We start from the raw sequence: 21,965 nt of genomic DNA on the forward strand, positions 1-21,965 counted from the left end.
GCTGGCCCGCGCCACCGCCGACGGCGTGCGTGAGCCGCTCAACCGTCGCGCCACCGTCGGCATCAGCTTCCGCTAAATCCGGAAACTGATCAGGGCTTCCGGTCTGCCCGAGGGAAGCCCGGTTGATGCGACCAGAAGGCCGCCGGTTCTCTCAGGACCGGCGGTTTTCTTTTGATCGGGTCTAAGCGGAACAACCGCCTTGCGACCATCGGACATCCGAAGCGCAGTGCTGCGCCCGGGGCATCGCGGCGGCTCCCACGGCGGGGGCCGCCTCTTTCTCATGAAATCACACCATGCAACCGCCATCAGACTTGACGGTTAAGGGGCATGGCCATGTCACATCACGACCGCGCAAAATGGGAGAAGCGTGGCTTCGTCCTGCTGGCAGCCCTCGCCTTGGCCGTGGTGATTCTCGTGGGCATTGCGTTTCTGAGGCCCGGCCGGACCATTGCCGACGACCAGGCCTCTGCCGAGGCTGTGGCGCACATGGACCAGGCCCAGGCCCAGGATCGGGCTGCGCGTCGGGAAGCCGAAAAGGCGCAACGGTCGGAGTTTAACTAGGCTGGCTCTTCCATGGAGAAGAGGCCGACTGACATGCAGCCGCTCGTCCATCCATCCCGATTACGCGGGCGCCGATCGGCAAAGTCGATTCGCCCGAAACCACAGCTGTGAAAGGGAAGGAATGGTGGACGCGACAGGGATTGAACCTGTGACCCCTACGATGTCAACGTAGTGCTCTCCCGCTGAGCTACGCGTCCGCCTTGACGGCCCGAAAGACTAGCCCCCGGGCGGGAAGGCGCGGTCTATAACCCGATGGGCTGACAGACCGCAAGGGCAAAAGCCGCTGAATTTACGCGGCGACCATCCGTTCGACCTCACCCACCAGATCGCGCAGGTGGACCGGCTTGGACAAGACCTTCGCCTGCGGACTGGCCTGGGCGGCCGACAGGGCCACGGCGGCGAAGCCGGTGATGAACATGATGCGGATGCCCGGCTGGCGGGCGGCGGCGACACGGGCGACCTCGATACCATCTGCGCCTGGCATCACGATGTCCGTCAGCAGAAGGTCCCACGGCCCTTGGTCAAGGGCGTCGATGGCGTCATCGCCGTTCTCGCAGTCGACGACCGAGTGGCCGGCGCGCTCGAGCGCACGGGTCAGGAAGCCGCGAAGCGAGGTGTCGTCTTCAGCCAGAAGGATGCGCGCCATAGGTCTTTCGTCGTCCGCCCCGGATCGTCTTGGAAAGGAACGCTACGCCCCGACTGGTAAATCCGCCATGAAAAACGCCGTAGGGATCATCCCCGGGCCTGTGGATGGCGGGACGAAACAGGCTATGCGGGACAAATGACCGGCGCCGGGACAGATGCAGTGAGGGACGCTGGCGAGGCCATGACGGTCGTGCGCCCGTTCGCGCCCGGCCGGCTGGTGTTCGCCTCCCCCCATTCCGGCGGCCTGTATCCCGACGACATGGGGGTGGAGCCGACGCTGACGGAGGCGAGCCTGCGCAGCGCCGAGGATGCGCTGGTTGATCGTCTGATCGCCTCCGGCCCCGCTCACGGGGCGACCTTGCTGCTGGCCCGGCACGGCCGCGCCTATGTCGACCTGAACCGCGACCCGACGGATCTGGACCCGCAGTTGATCGAGGGTCTCGATCAACCAGCCTCGCCGCGTTCGGCGGCGGGCTACGGCGTCATTCCCCGCCTCACCGGCGATGGACGCCCGCTGTATTCGAGACGACTGACACAGGCGGAGGCTCACGCGCGCCTGGCCCGGGTTCATGCGCCCTGGACCGCCGCCCTGGAGGCCGAGATGCACGCGGCGAGGGATCGGCATGGCTCCGCCGTCCTGATCGACTGGCACTCCATGCCCGAACGGGCGACGCGCGCGCCCGGCGGCCCCCGCGGTCCGGATGTGGTGCTGGGCGACCGGCACGGCTCCTCCTGCACCGCGGAACTGACGCGCACCCTGCGGGCTGCCTTCGAGGCGCTGGGCTGGCGGGTGGCGCTGAACCACCCCTATGCGGGCGGCTGGACGACGCAGAACTGGGGCCGCCCGGACGAAGGTTTCCACGCCATCCAGATCGAGCTGAATCGCGCCCTGTATTTCGATGAGGCCGAGCGGCGCCCGGGATACGGCTGGTCACGAACGGAAAAGGGCGTGGCGCGCGTCATCGCCGCCCTCGCCTCGGCGGACCTCGGGACATAAAAAAAGCCGCGCCCGAAGGCGCGGCATATAAAGTCTATAGGGAGGAAACGCCCAGGAAGGGCATGACGCCTCGCGGCGTCGAAAATGAAGTTAGTGTGCAGTGCACAAACGGTCAAGCGGGTATTTCGCGCCTGCGTTCACGGCATGTAACGGCATCCTTCTGCCATTTTTCAGCCTCGTAACCGCTTTCAGCGGAAAAAATCACCGTGAGCACAACGCGCTTGCGAATAAGCATGGCCATGTCGCCGGATTTCAGCGCTCCAACAGTCGCCGGGCGCTGCGGATCGCCCGCGCCGCGGGTGACCCGGATTGCCGCCAGACGAGCAGGCAGAATGACGCGGCCACCCCGGCGGCAAGCCACAACGGCCCGAAAAGCCAGGCCGCCGCGGCCAGGGCGAAGTAGTAACCCCGCACCCCCTGACTGAAGGCGCCCAGCGCCGGGTTCAACAGATTGGTCGCCGCCTCGCCCAGCGCCACCCGATCCGCCTCGGTATGGATTTCCGGCGCGGCTCCGATCAGGGCCAGGGTGTAGTTCATCTGACGCAGCGACCAGATGAAATCCAGCAGGCCGCGCACCAGACAGATCAGGATCAGGGCCAGCTTGGCCTCCAGCACGCGGGTCGGCACGGCTTCCGCGCCCACCGAAGCGAAGCCTTCCAGGGCCGCCTGCCCGCCGAACAGGATACCGCCGACGGCCGCGATCAGCAGCAGGTTGGTGGAGGCGAAAAAACTGGCCGAATTGATCGAGTGACCCATCAACTGGCTGTCGACCAGCCGGATCTCCCGATGGGTCATCGCCGTCATCCAGACACGGCGGACGATGGTCATGTCGTCGTTCAGGGTGCCGGAGCGACGGGCGAGCAGCTTGAGCAATGGCTCGTAGCCCAGCCAGCAGACAAAGAAGAGGCCCAGCGCCACATAGTCCAGGGTCGTCATTCTTGCTCCTTGCGCCGACACGCCATGGTCGCCCGCATCGCCCCCCGGCTCAAGCCGGGACCGTGCGAACCGCCGTCCTTAACGACGCCGCCGCCTTGCTTCGGACGCCGTGCGGGCCTATCACGCCGGGCCTTCCCGTTCGCATATGCAATATAGACGAGCCCGTCATGAACCTCGACGCCATCCCCGTCGGCCCGAACCCGCCCTGGGACATCAACGTCGTCATCGAGATCCCGCAGGGCGGCCTGCCGGTGAAGTACGAAATGGACAAGGAGTCGGGCGCGCTGTTCGTCGACCGCTTCCTGCACACCGCCATGTACTATCCGGGCAACTATGGCTTCATCCCGCACACCCTGTCGGACGACGGCGATCCCTGCGATGTGATCGTGCTGAACCCGACCCCGGTCGTTCCGGGCTGCGTCATCCGCTGCCGCCCGATCGGCGTGCTGAAGATGGTCGATGAAGCCGGTGGCGACGAAAAGATTCTGGCCGTGCCGGTCGACAAGCTGAACCCGTACTACACGGACATCGCCAGCTACCGTCAGCTGCCCGCCATTCTGGTCGAGCAGATCGAGCACTTCTTCACCCGCTACAAGGATCTGGAGAAGGGCAAGTCGGTCACGGTCAAGGGCTGGGGCGACGCCGGCGAAGCCGCCGAACTGATCGCCGCCGGCATCAAGGCCACCGACGAGAAGAAAAAGGCCAAGGCCGCCAACGCGGCCTGATCCTTCCGATCAGATATTGCGAAGGCCCCGGTGGAGACGCCGGGGCCTTTTCCGTTTCAGGTCCTCGGCGCCGGACGTTCCACCGTTCGGATCCTCGACTGCAGACGCTTTCCGGGGCCGCCGGGCTCAAGACAGCCTCCGTTCAATCAGCCCTCATTTTCCGCCCGACAGGGTTCCCGGGATCATAACGCCCCTTCCCCTCAGCGCCCGGTCCGCTAAGTGTCGCCCATGGCCGCCGCCGAGACCCCTGCAGACCTGTTCAAACGCGCCCTGGCGCACGCCGCCCGCGCGCTGGCCGAACAGTCGGAGCTGGAGGTCGTGTTCGGCTCGGACGGACCGAAGCTGTCAAACGGCGTCCTGACGCTGCCACATCCCCCGCGCGATCCGGGCGCTCCGGAGAGCGCCAGTCTGCGCGGCCAGGCCGACCGGCTGGCCCTGCGACTGGCCAATCATGACGAGAGCGTCAGCGCCCGCCTGCGCCCCATCGACAGCAAGGCGGCCGAGGTGTTCGACGCGGTCGAGCAGGCCCGGGTCGAGGCCGTGGGCTCGCAGTCTTTGGCCGGTGTGCGCGCCAACATGAACTCCGCCCTGCTGACCCGACTTGAGAAGTCGGGCGCCCTGCGCATCACCGACGCCGAGCGCGTGCCAGTGGCCGAAGCCGTGGCCCTGCTGGTGCGCGAGCGACTGACCGGACAACGGGCGCCTGACGGGGCCGGAACCCTGCTGGACCTCGTGCGCACCGAGCTGGAGAATAAGGCGGGGCGCAAGCTCGACGCCCTGACCGAAGTGGCCGAGGATCAGGCGGCCTTCGGCGAGCGGCTCAGGGATGTGCTCAAGGCCTTGGACATGGACCCGGGCGACGGGCGCGGCGATGACGTCTCCGAGGACTCCGGCGAGGACGAGCCCGATCCCCAGGACCCCGACGCCGCCGACGAGGAGGATCAGGAAGACGAGGAGGACGCCGGCGGCGGCGAGGGCCAGTCGATGGACGGCGCCACCGACGACCAGACCGCCGCCGACGAGCGGGACGCCCGCCCCGACGGCTCGCCCGCCGACCCGAATGGCGAGGCCACCGAGGAGGGTCCGGAGCTGAACGAGGGCGCCCAGCCCAATCGCCGGCAAACCGCCGACGACGGTCGCGCCATCGACGCCTACCGCGTCTTCACCACCGCCTATGACGAAATCATCGACGCGGCTGACCTGTGCGACCCGACCGAGTTGGAACGACTGCGCGGCATGCTGGACCAGCAGCTGACGGCTCTTTCGTCAGTGGTGGCCCGTCTGGCCAACAAGCTGCAACGCCGCCTGATGGCCCAACAAAACCGCAGCTGGCATTTCGATCTGGAGGAGGGGGTGCTGGACACCGCCCGCCTGACCCGCATCGTCACCGACCCGACCAGCCCGCTGAGCTTCAAGGCCGAAAGCGAGAGCCCGTTCCGCGACACCGTCGTGACCCTGCTGCTGGACAACTCCGGCTCCATGCGGGGCCGCCCGATCATGGTCGCCGCCGTCTGCGCCGACATTCTGGCGCGGACGCTGGAACGGTGCGGGGTGAAGGTGGAAATCCTCGGCTTCACCACCCGGGCGTGGAAGGGCGGCCTGTCCCGTGAAAGCTGGATCACCGCCGGAAAGCCCGCCAGTCCGGGACGCCTGAACGACCTGCGCCACATCATCTACAAGGCGGCGGACGCCCCCTGGCGGCGGGCCAAGAAGAATCTCGGCCTGATGATGCGCGAAGGCCTGCTGAAGGAGAACATCGACGGCGAGGCCCTGCTGTGGGCGCACGACCGCCTGATGGCCCGGCCCGAGCAACGTCGCATCCTGATGGTCATCTCGGACGGCTCCCCGGTCGATGACTCGACCCAGTCGGCCAATGCGGCCCTGTATCTGGACAAGCACCTGCGGCAGGTGATCGAGCAGCTTGAGACGAAATCGTCCGTCGAATTGCTGGCCATCGGCATCGGCCACGACGTGACCCGCTGGTATCGCCGCGCCCTGACCATCGTGGACGTGGAACAGCTGGGCGGCGCCATGATCGAGAAGCTGGCCGAACTCTTCGACGCCCGGGAAAGCGCGCCGAAGCGCCGGAGGAAGGCTGCATGATCGCCCTGCGCCGTGGGCTCGCCGCCTTCGCCCTGCTGGCCCTGTCAGCCTGCGCCACCGTCACGACCCTGCCGCCGACGCCCGCGCTTCTGCCGGGCTGGACCGCCGCCGCGGCAGGAACCCGGCCGGTCAACCTCGGCCTGCCCGGTGGCGCGGTTATGGCGGATAACGTCCGCTTCGCGGGCGGGATCGAGATCGTTCTGGACGACACCTCGCCCCTGCACAGCCTGTCGGATCTGAAGCTGATCGGCGACGCGCACGGCTTCATCAGCGTCAGCGATGCGGGCGATCTGGTGCGAGGCCGGCTGTTGCTGGACCGACGCGGTCGCCTGACCGGCGTAGACGGGCTGCAATACCGTCGCCTGACCCTGCTGGACGGCGCCCCGATCAGCGAGAAGGTCGACGGCGACGCCGAGGGCCTGCTCGTCACCACAAACGGCGACCTGTTCGTCAGCTTTGAGCGCCATCACCGCATCTGGAACTACGGCGCGCCGGACGCCCCCCGGACGCAGCCCACGCCGGAGCGTCACCCGTCCGTCGAGTTCCCGCTGAACGACGGCATGGAAGGCATTTCGGCCGGGCACGCAGGCGAGTGGCGTGTAACGGGCGAGAACGGCGGGGTCTGGGACTGCCGCTCCCAGGCCTGCGCGACTGTAACCCCGGTCCCGGATGTGCCCGCCACGGACGCTGACTTCCGCGTCACCGGTCTTGATCGCGACCCGTCAGGCCCCGGCTACTATGTGCTGCAGCGCCTGTTCCGCGCGCCTGCCGATGTCCGCGCCCACCTCCGTTACATGGCCGCCGACGGAACTCTCGGTCCGGTTCTGGTGGAGCTGAAATTCCCCGGTACGACGGACAATTTCGAGGGATTGGCGGCAGTCGCCCACAGGGGTGGAACGCGCCTCTACATCCTGTCGGATGACAACACCTCGAAGAAGCAGCGGACCCTGCTGCTGGCGTTCGACGTCAGCCGGTAGGGCTCAGACCCGCTCGGACACCTTGATCGCCACCTTGCAGCCCGCCTTGATGACCGCGCTGAGCAGTTCATAGGCCGGGGCGTCGCGGCTGCCGTGTTCAACGGCGTGATCGTGGTGGGCCAGCTCCTCGTCGCGGAAGACGCTCAGCTCGGCGGCCAGCGTCGGGTCCTGCTCGCGCAGTTCCGCGATCTGGTCGGCGTAGTGTTCCTCGATGACGGCCTCGACCGCCTCGGTGCAGGCGTGGGCGGCCTTCTCGCTGATCAGGGCCGTGCCGGCGCCCAGCGTCAGGGCGGCCAGACGCCAGATCGGGGTCATCACCGTCGGGCGGACCCGCTCGGCGTTCAGCAGGGCGTCGAAGCGGGCCAGATGCACCTCTTCCTGACGCCCCATCTCGGCCATGTCGGCGGCGATGGCGTCCTTGCCCCGGCGGCCCTCGAACACCGCCTGCTGGGCGCGATAGATGTGCACCGCGGCGTATTCGCCGGCGTGATCGACCCGCAGGATTTCGCCGCGACGCCGCTGGCTGGCGCCCCGACCGGGACGCGGCAGCGGAATGCGGCGGGCATCGTGAACCACGGTGTCCGACGGCGGAACGGGATCAGGGTCGCGGGGCGCGGGCATCCTTGGGCCTTTTCGCAGCAAGCAGGCTGAACACGGCCAGCGCGGCCGCGATGATGGCGTTCCACCCTGCCATGCTCAGGCCGAGGAAGCTCCACGTCACCGCGTCGCACATGGCCACCTTCTCGACCGGGCCGGTGCCCATGGCCAGCGAAGCCATGCTGGCCAGATCCACCGAACCGCCGCCCATGCAGGTCGCCGGCAGGCTCCACCACTTCAACTCGCCGCCCATGTGGAAGACGGAGGTCACGGCGCCCGTGGCGAAGATCACGGCCAGCAGGAAGGCGGCGATGCGCGGAGTGCCCCGGCTGCCCCGGCTGAGCAGGTGCCACAGGGTCGCCACCAGGGCAACGGCGGCGGCGCCCCAGTAAACCTCGCGCGCCTTCAGGCACAGATTGCAGGGAGAGATGTCCCAGATCACCTCTGACGCATGGGCGAAGCCCAGCAAGGCCAGCGAAGCGGCCAGGGCGAATGCGGTCCACCACCGCGTCAGGAGTCGGTACAAGCCTCTCATCGGACGACGTTCATAGCCGGGCCGGAGGCGTCCGTCGATTGGCGTTTAGAAGAGCAGCTTCACCGCCGCGAAGGCGCCGATCAGCACGACCAGTCCGATCACCGTCCACAGGGCCAGACGCTTCTCGACCATCTCGAGCATGGCCGGGCCCCATGTCTTCAGAATCCAGGCTTCCAGGAAGAAGCGTCCGCCGCGCGTCACAACCGACGCGGCCACGAACGCCGGGAAGCTGAAAGCGGCCAGACCAGAGGCGATGGTCACCAGCTTGTAGGGGATGGGCGTCAGGCCCTTCACCAGAATGACCGCCAGACCCCATTGCTCAAACCAGCGTTTGAACTCCTCCAGGCCCTCGGCATGGCCCAGCACGCTCATCAGCCACAGGCCGACATCCGTCAGGAAATAGCCGATCGCATAGCCCGCGATGCCGCCCAGCACCGAGGCCACGGTGCAGACCCCGGCGTAGAAATAAGCCTTCTCCGGCCGCGCAAGAATCATCGGCGCCAGCATCACATCCGGCGGAATCGGGAAGAAGGAGCTCTCGGCGAAAGAGACCACCGCCAACGACTTGGTGGCGTGCTTGCTGCGGGCCAGCGAGAAGACCCAGTCGTAAAGCTTGCGAAGCATCAATCCTCCGGCGGAAAAGCCGAGCCACCGCCTCTAGCCGATCCGGGCGCCCCGCGCATCCGCCGAAACGCCTGTTGAGTCGCCGTCGCGTCGATCCGCCGCTATAAGGCCGCCTTCGCCCTCCCCCGGCCCCGGAATTTCCATGCGTTATCTGCACACCATGGTCCGCGTGACCGACCTCGACGCCTCGCTGCGCTTCTGGTGCGACCTTCTGGGTCTGCAGGAGATGCGCCGGATGGAGAACGAGAAGGGCCGCTTCACCCTGATCTTCCTCGCCGCACCCGGGGACACGGCGCGCTCCGAGGCTGAACGCGCCCCCGAGGTCGAACTGACCTACAACTGGGATCCCGAGACCTACACCGGCGGCCGCAATTTCGGCCATCTGGCCTACAAGGTCGATGACATCTACGCCGCCTGCCAGAGGCTGGCCGACGGCGGGGTGACCATCAATCGTCCGCCCCGTGATGGCCACATGGCCTTCGTACGGTCGCCGGACGGCATCTCCATCGAGCTGCTGCAGGAAGGCGAGCCGCTGACGCCCGCCGAACCCTGGGCCTCCATGCCCAACACGGGGAACTGGTGATCTTGAGAGCTTTCGCCCTTCTGCCTGTGGCCCTGCTGGGCCTGGCGGCCTGCGCCTCCACATCCGAGACCTATCCGTCTCGCTCCGCGACGGAGCAACTGCTGATCGCCCGCGCGGCGGATCGGGCGGTCGAGGGCCTGACCCTGCCGATCCCGGCGGGCTCCCGCGTCTTCGTCGATGACACCTATTTCCGCGCCGAAAGCAGCCCCTACGCCGTCAGCGCCATCCGCAACGCCCTGTCGGACGCCGGCTACGCCCTGGCCCCGAGCAAGGCCGAGGCCGACGCGGTGTTTGAACTGCGCATTGGCGCCCTGTCGCTGGAGCAGATGCGTCGCGTCTTCGGTCTTCCGGACATGCGGGTGCCGATCAACGAGACCTTCAACGTCGTCTCGATCCCCGAACTGTCAGTCTACAGCCGCCGCGACCGGATCGGCGTGGCCGAGTTCTCGGGCTTCCTCTACGAGCCCAAAACGGGCGCCCCGCTGGGCGGCGTCCTGCCGATGACCGGTCAGTTCCGCATCCGCAGCCACAAGCTCTTCATGATCCTGACCTTCGGTCAGCAGAGCGTCGATCCCGGTGAGCGCGACCCCGGCGACAGCTGGCGTCAGTTCTAGGGCTTCGGGCGCATGCTGGTCTTGCGCCCACGCATCTGACTGTTGAAGGTCGCACCCTCAGTTTCGGAGGGTTTCATGCGTCGTCTGCTCGTCTCCACTGTCTGCGCCGTCGCCGTGCTGGCGGGCGCGCCTGTTGCGGCCTCGGCCCAAACCCCGGCGCCCGCTTCCGCCGACGCGGCGATCCAGACCGAGGACGCCCGACTGGCGGCCTTCTTCGAACAGGCCTGGCAGGCGCGGATCGCCCTTTCGCCGCAGACCATGACCTCGCTGGGCCTCAAGACCGACTACGACCGGCTGGACGACACGACCGACGCGGCGGCGGAGCGCTCCCTCGCGCTGGCCGAGAGCCAGCTGGCGCAGATGAAGGCTCAGTTCGATCCCGCTCACCTCAGCGCCGACAGCCGGATGTCGATGCGGCTGTTCGAGTACGGCGTCGAACAGGCCCGGCTGTCGAACCGGTGGCGCGACTGGGGCTATCAGTTCGCCGCCAACGGCAATCCGACGACCAGCCTGCCGGTCTTCATGATCAACAACCACCGCGTCTCCAGCGTCCCGGACGCAGAGGCCTATGTCTCGCGCCTGCGCGACAGCGAGCGGGTGATGGGCGAGATCGCCGCCGAACTGCGTGACCGGGCGTCCAAGGGCGTCATCTCCCCGAACTTCGTGTTCGAGCCCTCCATCGCCAACACCCGAAATATCATCACCGGCGCGCCCTTCGACGGCGGCGCGGACAATCCCGTCTGGGCCGACTTTCAGCGCAAGATCGGCGCTCTGGAGACGGATCAGGCGACAAAGGACCGTCTGCTGGCCGAAGGCCGCGCGGCCCTGACCGGCGAGTGGAAGCGCGGCTATGAAGGCGTGCTGACGGCGCTGGCCGAGGTGCAGCAGCAGGCGGCGGCCATGCCGAACCGCGACGGCGGGGTCTGGCGGCTACCGGACGGCGAGGCCTACTACAACGCCCGCCTGCGCCTCTCGACCACCACCGACCTGACCGCCGACCAGATCCACGAGATCGGCCTCGGCGAAGTCGCGCGCCTGCAAGGCGAGATGCAGGTCATCATGGATCGCGTCGGCTTCACCGGCTCGCTGCAGGAGATGTTCACCCTGTTGAAGACCGATCCGCGCTTCCAGTATCCGAACACACCGGAGGGCAAGGAGCAGTATCTGACCGATGCCCGCGCCTTCATCGCGCAGGTGATGGAGGCCGCGCCGCGCTGGTTCAGCGACCTGCCCGAGGCCGCGCTGGAGGTCCGGGCGGTCGAGGCCTGGCGCGAGTCCACCGCCAGCATCGCCTTCTACAACTCTCCCGCCCCCGACGGCTCACGTCCCGGCATCTACTATGTGAACCTGTCGGACATGACCCAGGTGCTGAAGCCCCAGATCGAGGGCATCAGCTACCACGAGGGGGCGCCGGGCCATCACTTCCAGATCGCCTGGGCGCAGGAGATGCAGGGCCTGCCGTCCTTCCGCCGCTTCGGCGGCTACGGCGCATACGCCGAGGGCTGGGGCCTGTACGCCGAGCGTCTGGGCAAGGAGATGGGCTTCTATCAGGACCCTTATTCGGACTTCGGCCGCCTCTCGACCGAGCTATGGCGCGCGGTGCGTCTGGTCACCGACACCGGCCTGCACGCCAAGCGCTGGACCCGCGAACAGGCGATGGACTATTTCCGCCAGAACTCCCTGCTGTCCGAACGCGACATCCGGAAGGAGGTCGAGCGCTACATCACCAGCCCCGGTCAGGCGACCAGCTACAAGATCGGCGAGTTGAAGATCATGGAGCTGCGCCAGCGCGCGCAAACGGCGCTGGGCGATCACTTCGACATCCGCGACTTCCACGCGGTCGTGCTGGGTTCGGGCTCGGTGCCGCTCGACGTTCTGGAGACCCAGATCGACGGCTGGATCGCGGCGGGCGGGGGCGCGCCGCAGACCTGATCATGGTTCAAAGCCCTCCCCCTCGATGGGGGAGGGTTGGGTGGGGGTGAATGCACGGTCATTTCGGAGATGGAGCGGAAGGCGTCATCGACCTCTCCGGACGCGCCATCACTTCAATACCGAGCCCTCACCCCCATCCCCGACCCTTCCCCCATCGAGGGGGAAGGGAGAAGCACGACGCGTCGCGGGGCCGAAGTCCGACGTCCCCAGGAAGCCGGCCTGATAACTAGAAGTCAGTGCGCTTCCGGCGGGCGGGCGGCCGGGCTGTGGTATTCGCTCTCGGCCTTTTTCTTCGTTTGGCTCAGCACGAAGCGGCGGTCGCAGTAGCCGCACTCGACGAAGTCGTCCTCGCCCATATCCATGTAGACGAGCGGGTGGCCGAGGGGGCCGCCTCCGCCGTCGCAGGCGACGCGCTTTTCCGTCACCACGATTTCTTCGGCGGGGGGAATGATGGCGGAGGGAGGCATGGCGCGACCTTGGTGCGATGGGCGTAACGCCTCCCTATGCGGCCCCGCCGCCGCCGTCAAACCGCAGTGGGCTGACGACGGAAGACGCGATCAATGAACGCCTTGCGTTTCCGGAACAGACTCCAGCCCAGCGACCCCGCCGCGACCCACAGGCCGATCTCGCCGACCGTCGCGGCCGGAACGCCGTACCACAGGGATTCCTGCAGGCTCAGCACATCCATCCGCTGCAGGACGACGACCGCGGCCGAGGCGCCGTACCCCAGAACACAGGCCGTCAGGGCCGAAAAACCGATCATCTTCGTGCGTGTCATTTGAACTTCTCCGTCAAGGAAACTATCCAGAATGACAAGCTTCCTAGACATAGAGAGGCGTGCTGTCAAGCATCATTGACACAACGACAGGCACCCTTGTCTCCGGGCGCCTTGGCGAGAGCCCGCCTCGCGCCTACTTAGGCCCGTCCCTGTTCGAAAGCCGCGCATGTCCCAGACCGAAGCCCTCCCCGAAAACGCCATTGAAGTTCGGGGACTGGAGAAGACCTACGCCGGCACCAAGAAGGCCGCGCCGAAGACCGCCCTGCGCGGCGTCGATCTGGTCATCCCGCGCGGCTCGATGTTCGGTCTTCTGGGACCGAACGGGGCGGGCAAGTCGACCCTGATCAACATCATCTCCGGCATCGTGAACAAGACCGGCGGCACGGTCTCGATCTGGGGCCGGGATATCGACAAGTCGCCGCGCGACGCCGCCGCCGCGCTGGGCGTCGTGCCGCAGGAGATCGTCGCCGACGTCTTCTTCACCCCGCGCGAGGCGCTGGAGGTGCAGGCGGGCTTCTACGGCGTGCCGAAGAATGAGCGCCGCTCGGACGAACTGCTGGCCGCACTCGGTCTGTCAGACAAGGCCAACGCCTATGTGCGCGCCCTGTCAGGCGGCATGAAGCGCCGTCTGATGGTGGCCAAGGCGCTGGTCCACAATCCGCCCATCCTCATCCTCGACGAGCCGACCGCCGGGGTCGATGTCGAGCTGCGCCGTCAGCTGTGGGAGTATGTCCGCAAGATCAACGCCGAGGGCGTGACCATCCTGCTGACCACCCACTACCTCGAGGAAGCGCAGGAACTCTGCGACACCATCGCCATCATGAACCGGGGCCAGGTGGTCGCCTGCGAGCCGACGTCGCGACTGCTGCGCCGCCTCGACACCCGCAATGTGGTGGTGACGCCCGAGGGCGAACTGAACGGCCTGCCGACCGTCGAGGGCTTCGACGTCGTGCCTCGCCCGAACGGCGCCTTCGCCATCAGCTACAAGAAGGGCCAGTCGTCGGTTGAGCACGTTCTGGCCGCTGTCCGCGCGGCGGGCGTGACCATCGCCGACATCTCGACCGAGGATCCGGATCTGGAGGACGTCTTCCTGGCCCTGACCTACGGCGATGCGAACCAGGTCGACCCGACGAAGGACTGAACCGGAGGCTCAGACCACCATCACCGTGCCGATGAGCAGCCGGACGCCCGCCCGGCCCATGACGGTGTTGGTGGCACCCTGCAGGGCGGTGACCAGACGTTCGATGTCCGGCGGCGCGCCGGGCAACAGGGCCGCGGCCTGTTGCTGCACCACCTGCGCATAGGCCGCGCGCAGACGCGGTGCGGACTGGGCCACGCGGGTACGCAGGGCGGCGTCCGGCGTATCCACCCCGACCTCGACCGTCATCACGCCCAGCCCTCCGCCGGGGCGGCGCACATTGCCCGTCACGGTCGGCAGGCCGAGATAGCTGTTGCCCGACGAGCTTCCTCCACCGCCGGATGCGGCGGCAGGCGAGGCGACGGCGGTGGCGGCGACACCCGCCAGAAGCGGGGCGAAGCCGAGAAGAGCGCGACGTTCCATTCGCCTCCTCTGGCACGACCTGCTTTAAAACCGCGTTACGCGCCGGGCAGTTCGGGATGACGCCGTCGCGCTTCATCGGCGGGCAGGGCCTCCAGAAGCCGTCTACCCTCCACATCCACCACCGCGATGATGCTGGACACCTGATCCCACGGACAGTCGCCCGTCCGCCGCCGGACCTCCGCCCTGACATACAGCTGCGCGCCGTCCGCGGCCCAGGCGATCCCGTTCGTCGCCACATCACTTTCGGGCGCGGCCGCGCAGCCGTTCAGCCGCACCAGCTCCGCCACGGCCACGCGATGACTGTCCGCCCGCTCGGCGCCGCGACCATTCGAGGTCACATCGAACACACGCACCCGACCCAGTGCGGCATTGCCCGGATCATTGATGAACAGCCGCTGCGACCCCGGGGCCCACGCCGCCCGCGCGGGCAGGCCGATGCGCGCCAGCGCATTGCGATTGAAGAAACCCGCGCTCACCAGAACCTCGCCGTCGCCCTTCGACACCAGCCGCATGGAGCTGTTCGGCGCCGCCACCGCGCTCTCATGACCGGCTTCAAGCACAGACAGTTCTGTCGGCTGGGGCGCGCCCGGTCCTGACGGTTCGCCGGAGCCGCAACCCGCGAGGATCAGACCGAGGGCGACAGGGAAGAGGGCGCGGGTCATCGGCAAGGCTTAACGGCTGGACCCGACTTCGTCACCCGTCGCCTTCCGCCCGACCGCGCGGCTCCCTAGAACAGGGTCATGACTCCGCAGCGCGAGATCGACACCGGACTGGAGGGCTTTCGGCTGTGGCCGGGCGCGCTGGACTCCGACGCGCAGGCCGCCCTGCTGGGGGACCTTCGCACGGCCGTGGCGACCAGCCCCTTCTACCGACCCGTCACGCCCGGCGGCCGCCCCTTCTCGGTCCGGATGACCAACCTCGGCCCGTTGGGCTGGGTGTCGGATCGCGACGGCTATCGCTACCAGCCGACCCACCCGATCAGCGGGGAGGCATGGCCGCCCATCCCGCCGGTCCTGCTCGACCTGTGGCGCGACCTGACCGGCTGGCCCGACCCGCCCGACGCCTGTCTGATCAATCTGTATCGCGACCAGGCCAGAATGGGCCTGCATCAGGACCGGGACGAGGCCGACCTGAACGCGCCGGTCCTGTCGGTCTCGCTGGGCGACACCGCGATCTTCCGGATCGGCCCGGCGGCGGGAGGACCGACGCGCTCCATCCGGCTGGCCTCCGGCGACGTCTGCGCCCTGACCGGTCCCGCGCGGCTGGCGCGGCACGGGATCGACCGGCTCCTGCCCGGCTCCTCGACGCTTCTGGAAAGCGGCGGGCGGATCAATCTGACCCTGCGCCGGGCGGGTCCTTGGCACGCGGGACTTCACGGCAATCGTGACTCGACGCCGGAGAAGGCCGCGCCCACTGTCCAGCCACCAGAAAACGGAGCCCGCCCATGACGCTGATCCGCCCCGAAGGTCCGCAGCCCGAAGACATGATCCTGAACCGCCGCACTCTGGGCGCGGGCGCCGTCGGAGGCCTGTTCTTCGCCGGCTACGCGCCCGCCGCCCTCGCGGCGCAGGCGCGGCCGGTCACCACGGACAGCGCGGGTCTCGAAACGGCGGACGTGACCTATCCGGCCCCGGACGGCTTCGACCTGCCCGCTTTCGTCGCCCGCCCGGCGGGCGAAGGCCCCTTCCCGGTCGTCATCGTCGTGTCCGAGATTTTCGGCGTGCACGAATACATCCGCGACATCTGCCGTCGTCTGGCCAAGGCCGGCTACGCCGCCATCGCCCCCGGGTTCTTCAACCGCGTCGAGGATCCGGCCCCGCTGACGGACATGAGCCGCATCATGCAGATCGTCTCGGCGGCAGGCTATGAGCAGGTGATGGGCGATGTCTCGGCCAGCCTCGACTGGGTCAGCCAGCAGCTCTGGGCCGACAGCGACAAGGTGGGGATCACCGGCTGGTGCTGGGGCGGCAAGGTGGTCTGGCAGGCCTGCGCCCGCTTCGCCATGCTGGACGCCGGAGTCGCTTGGTACGGCCGTCTGGCCCCCGCGCCCAACGCCACGCCGGCACAGACCGCCGCCGGCCAGCCCTGGCCCGTCGATCTGGCCGATGATCTGAAGTCCCCGGTGCTCGGCCTGTACGGCGAGGCCGACACCGGCATCCCGCTCCCCAGCGTCGAGACCATGCGCAGCGCCCTGGCCCGCGCGGGCCAGACCTCCAGCCAGATCATCGTCTATCCGGGCGCCCCGCACGGCTTCCACGCCGACTATCGCGACAGCTATCGCGCCGACGCGGCCGCGGACGGCTGGTCGAAACTGCTCGCCTTCTTCGAGGCGCGGGTGAAGTGAACAGTGTCAGTGAGTAGTGAGTAGGAAGAACACCGGCGACCGCCGCAGCCTTCCCTTCTACTCACTACTCACTTTTCACTTCAGGCCTTGCCGTCGAAATTTCCGCCGTTTGTCTGGGCGGCGGCATAGGCCGCATTGCCTGCCGCGGCGCCGGAGCCCTTGGCGGCGACCACCACCATGGCCGGGCGCACGGTGCGGCCGAACAGGGCGTACCCGGCCTGAAGGGTCTGGATCACCTGACCGCCCTGAACCGTATCCGACGGCTGCTCCATCATCGCCTGATGCAGATGCGGGTCGAAGACCTCGCCCGGCTCCGGCGCGACGCGCTTGAGGTTGTTGGCCTCGAAGGCCGAGAACAGGGCCTTCTGGGTCAGTTCAAGACCCGAGACCAGACCGGCGGCGGCGCCGTCGGCTTCCTTGGGCGCGGCCTGGATGGCGCGCTCCAGATTGTCGGCCACCACCAGCAGATCGCGCGCGAACTTCTGGATAGCGTAGGCGCGCGCATCGTTGTTCTGGGCCTCGGCCCGACGCTTGGTGTTTTCCGCCTCGGCGACGGCGCGCAGGGCGCGGTCCTTCCACTGGTCGCGCTCGGCGATCACGGCGTCCAGCGGCGCCAGATCATCGCCCGCGAAGCCCTCGGCCTCGCCGATGTCGGCGTCCAGTTCGGTTTCCGGTTCGTAGTCGGGAGTGTCGTTCACGTTTCTTGTCCGTCCAGCATCCGGCCCAGCACCCGGGCGGTATAGTCCACCAACGGGATGACACGGGCGTAGTTCAGTCGCGCGGGGCCGATGACGCCGATGGCGCCCAGCACCCGCTGTCGGCCGCTCATATAGGGCGCCGCGATCACGGCGGAACCCGAAAGTGAAAACAGTCGCGTTTCCGCGCCGATAAAGATGCGGACACCCTGGGCCGAGGACACCCCGTCCAGCAGGCCGATCAACTGCTCCTTCTGCTCCAGATCGTCGAACAGGACGCGGACCTTTTCCAGATCCTCCATCGCCCCGGCGTCCTGCAACAGATTGGCGCGTCCCCGCACGATCAGGGCCCGTTCGCGCTCCGCACCACCGGACCAGGCCGCAAGTCCGTCCTCGACCAGTCGGGCGGCGGTCGCATCCAGCTCGCGGCGGGCCAGATCCAGCTCGGTGCGCATCTCGGTGCGCGCCTCATGCAGCGGGCGCCCGCGCAGCCGGGCGTTCAGGAAGTTCGACGCCTCCTGCAGGGTCGAGGGCGTCACCCCGGCCTTGAGCGGCATCAGCCGGTTCTCCACCGTTCCGTCGTCGCCGACCAGCACCGCCAGCGCCTGATCATGGCCCAGCGCGACGAACTCCACATGCTTGACCCCGGCGTCGCGCACCGGGCTGGCCACGATCGAGGCCCCGCCCGCCAGGCCGGACAACAGGGACGACGCCTCGTTCAGCGCCTCCTCGAAACTGCGTCCCCCATGCTTTCCTGAATGGGCGGCCAGCCGCGCATCAATCTCGCGCCGCTCCTCCGTCGAGATGTCGCCGATCTCCAGCAGGCCGTCCACGAACAGGCGCAGTCCCGCATGGGTCGGTATCCGCCCCGCCGAGGTGTGCGGCGAGGCCAGCAGCCCCGCCAGTGTCAGGTCCTGCATGGTGTTGCGGATCGAGGCGGGCGACAGGCTGATCCCGCTCAGCGACAGGGTCCGCGACCCCACCGGCTCGCCGGTCTGCAGATAGCTTTCGACAATACGGCGGAAGATGTCGCGTGCGCGCTGATCCAGCCCGGCCAGCCCGCCGGCTTCCAGCGCCGTCGAGGTCAGAAGGGGCGACTTCATGCGACGCTCCCCGACCAGCGGTAATGGCCGTGCGCCGCCCGACGGAAGCCCATCGGCCCCAGACCGTGCTGGACCACGCCCCGCCCGAAATTATGCAGGATCAGCGGTCGTTTCCCGCCCCGGGTCACCAGCGCGATATGCGTCGTCCCGCTGGCTTCCCGCCAGGTCAGGATGTCGCCCGTCTCCAGTTCCCCGGGGAAGGAGGCTCCATCGGTCTCGCGATCCTTCGCCCGCCAAAGCTCGCCTCCGGCCCGCTGGAAGTAGGTCTCCAGATTGGGCACCCGGCGGTGATCGATGTTGACGTCGGGCCGGGCCAGCCCCCAGGTCGCCGGATAGGCGTCGAACGCCTTGCTCATGTCCTCGTGGACCAGCTTCTGAAGGTCTAGACCCAATCCGTCACGGGCGGCCCGCACGATCACATCACAGCAGGCCCCGGTCTTTCGCGGCAGATCACCGCCGGGATAGGTCAGCGCGCGATAGCCGGCGTCATAGTCCGTCGTGACGCCCAGCTGATCCTGCGCGGCCCGGGCCATGGCGGCGGGCGTGCCCGGCGCCGCATTGATCCGCAGGCGGCCCGTGCAGGCGCCGAGCGGCAACAGTCCGGCCAGTCCCCCGGCCAGCAGGAGACGTCGATCGATGCGCGGGGCGGGGGCATACAGGCTCACGGTTTCAGGATAAGCACCGCCGCGACCGCTTCCAAGGACTACCGACATGACCACGCCCCGCCATTCCAACCGCACCCCCGAACAACTCCGCACCGTGACGCTGGAAACCGGCGTGAACCGCTATGCCGAGGGCTCCTGCCTGGTGACCTTCGGCAATACCAAGGTGCTGGTCACCGCGACCGTGGAAGAGAACGTCCCCGGCTGGATGCGCGGCAAGGGTCAGGGCTGGGTCACCGCCGAATACGGCATGCTGCCCCGCGCCACCCACACCCGGGGCCGTCGTGAAGCCGCCGCCGGCAAGCAGACCGGCCGCACGCAGGAAATCCAGCGCCTGATCGGCCGCTCGCTGCGCGCCGTCGTGGACCTGAAGGCGCTGGGCGAGCGTCAGGTGGTTCTGGACTGCGACGTCATTCAGGCGGACGGCGGCACCCGCACCGCCGCCATCACCGGCGCCTGGGTCGCCATGGCCAGCGCCTTTGACTACCTGCGCGCCGAGGGCGTGATGAAGACTGATCCGATCCTCGATCAGGTCGCCGCCGTCTCCTGCGGCGTCTGCAACGACCAGCCCGTGCTGGATCTGGACTACGAGGAAGATTCCTCCGCCGAGGCCGACAGCAATTTCGTCCTGACCGGCTCGGGGACCATCGTCGAGATTCAGGCCACCGGTGAAAAGCGCGGCTTCTCGCGCGCCGAGTTCAACCGCCTGTTCGAACTGGCCGAGATCGGCTGCGGCGAACTGTTCGCCCTGCAACGCGCCGCTCTCGGACGGTAAGCTGCGCCGTACAGGCGTGCGGGGTTTCATCGTTCGTCGAAAGCGGGCATCGTCATTTTTCCACGTCATGGGGAGATGACGATGCGCCTGCCGATCCTTCTGTCCGCCGCCGTCCTGCTGGTCGCCGCCTGTAGTCAGCAACCGGCCGAACCCGCTGCTGGAGCCGGGGCCGCCGGCCCTGCCGCCGAGGCGACGCCCGATCCGGTCATGCCCGCCGACGCTCCGCCGCAGGAAGAGACCACCGCCCCGACGGAGGCGTCCTCCATGTCCTGCACCCTGGATCAGGGCGCGGACGGCGCTGCCGAATTGGCGGCGCGCTGCACCCGCGTCAGCCCGGCCAGCCATCCGCCGTGCAATCCGGACAACCCCTGCCAGATGATCCAGGACGAGATTGATCGCTCCTGCGCCATGTACGGTCCGGGCGAGACCAAACCCGCCGAGTGCGCCGGTTAACCGTTTCGCGACCTGGGCGAGTGTACGGTCACGGGCATGACGCCCGTGGCCACGCCCCCCGATCTCCGCGCGCTGACGACGCTGCGCTTCCTCGCCGCCGCCTGGGTGGTGCTCTACACCGCTTGGGAGCACCTCAACGTCGGGTTTGAGCCGACGCTGGTGAGCAAGGGCTATCTGGGGGTCGAGGTCTTCTTCGTCCTGTCCGGCTTCATCCTCAGCCACGTCTACCTCGAGGCGGCGGGGACAAGGCGCTATTCTCACGGCAGCTTCCTGTGGGCGCGGATCGCGCGGGTCTATCCGCTGCATCTGGTGACCCTCGCGGGCATGGCCGTTCTGGGGATCGGCGCCGGTGTCGCGGGGCTCGCCGTCAGTGACAGCCTGACCGACTGGCGCGCCCTGCCCGCCCACCTGACCATGACCCATGCCTGGGGTCTGGCCCCGTCGTCCGCCTTCAACCACCCGTCGTGGTCGATCTCGGCGGAATGGTTCGCCTATCTCAGCTTCCCGGCCTACGCCTTCGTCGCCTGGCGTCTGAAGGACCGTCCCGTCGTGGCCACCATTCTGGCCGCCGTCGTGGCCTTGGGCATCTACGCCGCCTTCCAGCCGCTGGCGGGCTTCTCCCTGACGGAGGCCACCTTCCGCTGGGGCGCGCTGCGCATCGTGCCCTGCTTCCTGCTGGGCTGCGCCCTGTATCTGATCTACCGCCGCGCCCCCATTCCCCACGCCGGGCTGGTCGCCCTGTTCAGCGGCGCGGGCGTCATCATCAGCGCTTCGCTGGGCTTGTGGGACCCGATCACCGTCCTGTTCGCGGGCGGCCTGATCCTCGCCCTGGGCTCGCTGGCCAACGAGAAGGCGGGCGTGCTGGCCTCGCCCTTCGGCGTCTATCTGGGCGAGATCTCCTACTCGATCTACATGGTCTGCGCCCCGGTCCTGCTGGTCATGACCAATGTCGCGGCGCGCCTGACGGGGGCCGACGACAAGAGGTTTCACATCATTGTGTGGCTGGGGGTCGTCGCGGCGATTCCGGTGGCCGCCATGCTGACCTACCACCTCGTCGAACGCCCGGCCCGCACGGCTTTGCGCGGGCTGGCGAAGCGCAAGAGCTCAGGTCAACCCGCGACAGAAGCGCGCACCCCGTTCGCCTGAAAGGGGACTTCAACACCCGCAAACTATCCGTTACGGGTTGTTTCAGGTCAGTCGGGATTAAGCCTCAGCATGTTCAAACGGCTCAAAGCCGCCGCGGTTGCGGCGACCCTCGGAATGTTTGTGCTGGGCGCTACCGCTCCCGCAGCCAACGCCGGAGAGCCGTACTGGCAGTGCGTGACCTTCGCCCGCATGTTCTCGGGCATCCAGATATTCGGTGACGCCGTCACCTGGTGGCGCCAGGCCCAGGGCCGCTTCCAGACCGGCCAGTCGCCCCGCACCGGCTCGGTCCTGTCCTTCGAAGCCAACGGCCGGATGAGCCGTGGCCACGTCGCCGTGGTCTCGGAAGTCCTGACCCCCCGCGTCATCCGCGTCACCCACGCCAACTGGGGCGGCAGCCGCGGCAAGGTCGAGGAGAACGTCACCGTCGTGGACGTCTCCAGCAGCAATGATTGGACGGCCGTGAAGGTCTGGTACAACCCGATCAATGACCTCGGCACGACCGTCTATCCGACCAACGGCTTCATCTATCAGCAGGCGCCTTCCGCCGAGGGCGTTCAGATGGCCGCTGTCCCGTCGGCGGCTTCCGGCCACAACTGACGCTCCGGCCCCGGAGCAGGGG

General features: G+C 67.9%; 27 protein-coding genes and 1 tRNA gene. 15 read left to right on the forward strand and 13 right to left on the reverse strand.

Annotation, left to right across the window (positions count from 1 at the left end):
- The first annotated feature begins 333 nt into the window (after window positions 1–333).
- Window positions 334–561 carry a hypothetical protein gene (locus ACODRV_RS16815; RefSeq protein ID WP_488909109.1) on the forward strand — a complete coding sequence of 76 codons (228 nt, stop codon included), beginning with the start codon at window positions 334–336 and terminating at the stop codon, window positions 559–561.
- A gap of 122 nt (window positions 562–683) precedes the next feature.
- On the opposite strand, the gene ACODRV_RS16820 is transcribed toward ACODRV_RS16815, so the two are convergent.
- Together ACODRV_RS16820 and cpdR are read right to left on the reverse strand one after the other, a co-directional pair.
- A tRNA-Val gene (locus ACODRV_RS16820) sits at window positions 684–758 on the reverse strand.
- A 92-nt stretch (window positions 759–850) separates the two neighbouring features.
- Window positions 851–1,207 (reverse strand): cell cycle two-component system response regulator CpdR, encoded by a 357-nt coding sequence (gene cpdR / locus ACODRV_RS16825; RefSeq protein ID WP_141625518.1) that lies wholly within the window; start codon window positions 1,205–1,207, stop codon window positions 851–853.
- 159 nt (window positions 1,208–1,366) lie between these two features.
- Here cpdR and ACODRV_RS16830 point away from each other — a divergent pair, with 159 nt between their 5' ends.
- Window positions 1,367–2,203 carry an N-formylglutamate amidohydrolase gene (locus ACODRV_RS16830; RefSeq protein ID WP_488909110.1) on the forward strand — a complete coding sequence of 279 codons (837 nt, stop codon included), beginning with the start codon at window positions 1,367–1,369 and terminating at the stop codon, window positions 2,201–2,203.
- Window positions 2,204–2,455: 252 nt separating this feature from the next.
- Here ACODRV_RS16830 and ACODRV_RS16835 read toward each other — a convergent pair whose 3' ends face one another.
- Window positions 2,456–3,139: a DUF599 domain-containing protein gene (locus ACODRV_RS16835; RefSeq protein WP_488909111.1), complete on the reverse strand. Its 684-nt coding sequence runs from the start codon at window positions 3,137–3,139 to the stop codon at window positions 2,456–2,458.
- A gap of 167 nt (window positions 3,140–3,306) precedes the next feature.
- On the opposite strand from ACODRV_RS16835, the gene ppa reads away from it, so the two are divergent.
- From ppa to ACODRV_RS16850, 3 genes are all read left to right on the forward strand, one after another.
- On the forward strand, window positions 3,307–3,864 hold the full coding sequence (gene ppa, locus ACODRV_RS16840) for an inorganic diphosphatase (protein ID WP_488909112.1): 558 nt from the start codon (window positions 3,307–3,309) through the stop codon (window positions 3,862–3,864).
- A 228-nt stretch (window positions 3,865–4,092) separates the two neighbouring features.
- Window positions 4,093–5,967: a cobaltochelatase subunit CobT gene (cobT, locus tag ACODRV_RS16845; RefSeq protein WP_488909113.1), complete on the forward strand. Its 1,875-nt coding sequence runs from the start codon at window positions 4,093–4,095 to the stop codon at window positions 5,965–5,967.
- Window positions 5,964–6,944, forward strand: a complete 981-nt coding sequence (locus ACODRV_RS16850; protein WP_488909114.1) for an esterase-like activity of phytase family protein — start codon at window positions 5,964–5,966, stop codon at window positions 6,942–6,944. Before cobT ends, ACODRV_RS16850 begins: the two co-directional genes overlap by 4 nt.
- 3 nt (window positions 6,945–6,947) lie before the next feature.
- On the opposite strand, the gene ACODRV_RS16855 is transcribed toward ACODRV_RS16850, so the two are convergent.
- From ACODRV_RS16855 to ACODRV_RS16865, 3 genes are read right to left on the reverse strand one after another with little or no spacing between them, the layout of a single operon-like run.
- Window positions 6,948–7,565, reverse strand: a complete 618-nt coding sequence (locus ACODRV_RS16855; protein ID WP_488909115.1) for a demethoxyubiquinone hydroxylase family protein — start codon at window positions 7,563–7,565, stop codon at window positions 6,948–6,950.
- Window positions 7,543–8,076: a disulfide bond formation protein B gene (locus tag ACODRV_RS16860; protein WP_141625511.1), complete on the reverse strand. Its 534-nt coding sequence runs from the start codon at window positions 8,074–8,076 to the stop codon at window positions 7,543–7,545. Before ACODRV_RS16860 ends, ACODRV_RS16855 begins: the two co-directional genes overlap by 23 nt.
- A 45-nt stretch (window positions 8,077–8,121) precedes the next feature.
- A complete protein-coding gene (locus tag ACODRV_RS16865; RefSeq protein ID WP_141625510.1) occupies window positions 8,122–8,700 on the reverse strand; it encodes a YqaA family protein in 579 nt (192 codons plus the stop codon).
- A gap of 142 nt (window positions 8,701–8,842) precedes the next feature.
- On the opposite strand from ACODRV_RS16865, the gene ACODRV_RS16870 reads away from it, so the two are divergent.
- The 3 genes from ACODRV_RS16870 (at window position 8,843) to ACODRV_RS16880 (ending at window position 11,829) form a co-directional block, all read left to right on the forward strand.
- Window positions 8,843–9,283: a VOC family protein gene (locus ACODRV_RS16870; RefSeq protein ID WP_488909116.1), complete on the forward strand. Its 441-nt coding sequence runs from the start codon at window positions 8,843–8,845 to the stop codon at window positions 9,281–9,283.
- The gene (locus tag ACODRV_RS16875) at window positions 9,280–9,897 is read left to right on the forward strand and encodes a DUF6655 family protein (RefSeq protein WP_488909117.1); all 618 of its coding nucleotides are present in this window, start codon (window positions 9,280–9,282) and stop codon (window positions 9,895–9,897) included. Before ACODRV_RS16870 ends, ACODRV_RS16875 begins: the two co-directional genes overlap by 4 nt.
- A gap of 75 nt (window positions 9,898–9,972) precedes the next feature.
- Window positions 9,973–11,829, forward strand: coding sequence for a DUF885 domain-containing protein (locus ACODRV_RS16880; RefSeq protein WP_488909118.1), 1,857 nt, complete (start codon window positions 9,973–9,975; stop codon window positions 11,827–11,829).
- A gap of 233 nt (window positions 11,830–12,062) precedes the next feature.
- Here ACODRV_RS16880 and ACODRV_RS16885 read toward each other — a convergent pair whose 3' ends face one another.
- On the reverse strand, window positions 12,063–12,296 hold the full coding sequence (locus ACODRV_RS16885; protein WP_488909119.1) for a zinc-finger domain-containing protein: 234 nt from the start codon (window positions 12,294–12,296) through the stop codon (window positions 12,063–12,065).
- Window positions 12,297–12,352: 56 nt separating this feature from the next.
- Complete coding sequence (locus ACODRV_RS16890) at window positions 12,353–12,607, reverse strand: hypothetical protein (RefSeq protein ID WP_488909120.1); 255 nt, start codon at window positions 12,605–12,607, stop codon at window positions 12,353–12,355.
- 166 nt (window positions 12,608–12,773) lie between these two features.
- On the opposite strand from ACODRV_RS16890, the gene ACODRV_RS16895 reads away from it, so the two are divergent.
- On the forward strand, window positions 12,774–13,748 hold the full coding sequence (locus ACODRV_RS16895) for an ATP-binding cassette domain-containing protein (RefSeq protein ID WP_488909121.1): 975 nt from the start codon (window positions 12,774–12,776) through the stop codon (window positions 13,746–13,748).
- 9 nt (window positions 13,749–13,757) lie between these two features.
- On the opposite strand, the gene ACODRV_RS16900 is transcribed toward ACODRV_RS16895, so the two are convergent.
- Both ACODRV_RS16900 and ACODRV_RS16905 read right to left on the reverse strand, forming a co-directional pair.
- A complete protein-coding gene (locus ACODRV_RS16900; protein ID WP_488909122.1) occupies window positions 13,758–14,168 on the reverse strand; it encodes a Tat pathway signal protein in 411 nt (136 codons plus the stop codon).
- A gap of 35 nt (window positions 14,169–14,203) precedes the next feature.
- Window positions 14,204–14,830, reverse strand: coding sequence for a hypothetical protein (locus ACODRV_RS16905; protein WP_488909123.1), 627 nt, complete (start codon window positions 14,828–14,830; stop codon window positions 14,204–14,206).
- 78 nt (window positions 14,831–14,908) lie between these two features.
- On the opposite strand from ACODRV_RS16905, the gene ACODRV_RS16910 reads away from it, so the two are divergent.
- Both ACODRV_RS16910 and ACODRV_RS16915 read left to right on the forward strand, forming a co-directional pair.
- Window positions 14,909–15,616, forward strand: a complete 708-nt coding sequence (locus ACODRV_RS16910) for an alpha-ketoglutarate-dependent dioxygenase AlkB family protein (protein WP_488909124.1) — start codon at window positions 14,909–14,911, stop codon at window positions 15,614–15,616.
- The gene (locus ACODRV_RS16915) at window positions 15,613–16,512 is read left to right on the forward strand and encodes a dienelactone hydrolase family protein (RefSeq protein ID WP_488909125.1); all 900 of its coding nucleotides are present in this window, start codon (window positions 15,613–15,615) and stop codon (window positions 16,510–16,512) included. The genes ACODRV_RS16910 and ACODRV_RS16915 overlap by 4 nt, the downstream gene beginning before the upstream one ends.
- A gap of 80 nt (window positions 16,513–16,592) precedes the next feature.
- Here the strand turns inward: ACODRV_RS16915 and grpE are convergent, their stop codons facing one another.
- Genes grpE through ACODRV_RS16930 form a run of 3 tightly spaced genes read right to left on the reverse strand, consistent with a single transcriptional unit; the run spans window position 16,593 to window position 18,975 of the window.
- The gene (grpE, locus tag ACODRV_RS16920) at window positions 16,593–17,210 is read right to left on the reverse strand and encodes a nucleotide exchange factor GrpE (protein WP_488909126.1); all 618 of its coding nucleotides are present in this window, start codon (window positions 17,208–17,210) and stop codon (window positions 16,593–16,595) included.
- Window positions 17,207–18,310, reverse strand: a complete 1,104-nt coding sequence (hrcA, locus tag ACODRV_RS16925) for a heat-inducible transcriptional repressor HrcA (RefSeq protein ID WP_141625494.1) — start codon at window positions 18,308–18,310, stop codon at window positions 17,207–17,209. The genes grpE and hrcA overlap by 4 nt, the downstream gene beginning before the upstream one ends.
- Window positions 18,307–18,975: a DUF1287 domain-containing protein gene (locus ACODRV_RS16930; protein WP_488909127.1), complete on the reverse strand. Its 669-nt coding sequence runs from the start codon at window positions 18,973–18,975 to the stop codon at window positions 18,307–18,309. Before ACODRV_RS16930 ends, hrcA begins: the two co-directional genes overlap by 4 nt.
- A gap of 46 nt (window positions 18,976–19,021) precedes the next feature.
- On the opposite strand from ACODRV_RS16930, the gene rph reads away from it, so the two are divergent.
- The 4 genes from rph to ACODRV_RS16950 all read left to right on the forward strand — a co-directional run bounded on the left by rph (window position 19,022) and on the right by ACODRV_RS16950 (window position 21,943).
- On the forward strand, window positions 19,022–19,747 hold the full coding sequence (rph, locus tag ACODRV_RS16935) for a ribonuclease PH (RefSeq protein ID WP_488909128.1): 726 nt from the start codon (window positions 19,022–19,024) through the stop codon (window positions 19,745–19,747).
- 81 nt (window positions 19,748–19,828) lie between these two features.
- Window positions 19,829–20,200, forward strand: a complete 372-nt coding sequence (locus tag ACODRV_RS16940; RefSeq protein WP_488909129.1) for a hypothetical protein — start codon at window positions 19,829–19,831, stop codon at window positions 20,198–20,200.
- 36 nt (window positions 20,201–20,236) lie between these two features.
- Window positions 20,237–21,346: an acyltransferase family protein gene (locus ACODRV_RS16945; RefSeq protein WP_141625491.1), complete on the forward strand. Its 1,110-nt coding sequence runs from the start codon at window positions 20,237–20,239 to the stop codon at window positions 21,344–21,346.
- A gap of 69 nt (window positions 21,347–21,415) precedes the next feature.
- Window positions 21,416–21,943, forward strand: a complete 528-nt coding sequence (locus tag ACODRV_RS16950; RefSeq protein WP_141625490.1) for a CHAP domain-containing protein — start codon at window positions 21,416–21,418, stop codon at window positions 21,941–21,943.
- Window positions 21,944–21,965: the final 22 nt, after the last annotated feature.

The sequence above is a fragment of the Brevundimonas sp. FG8 genome (assembly GCF_057808845.1).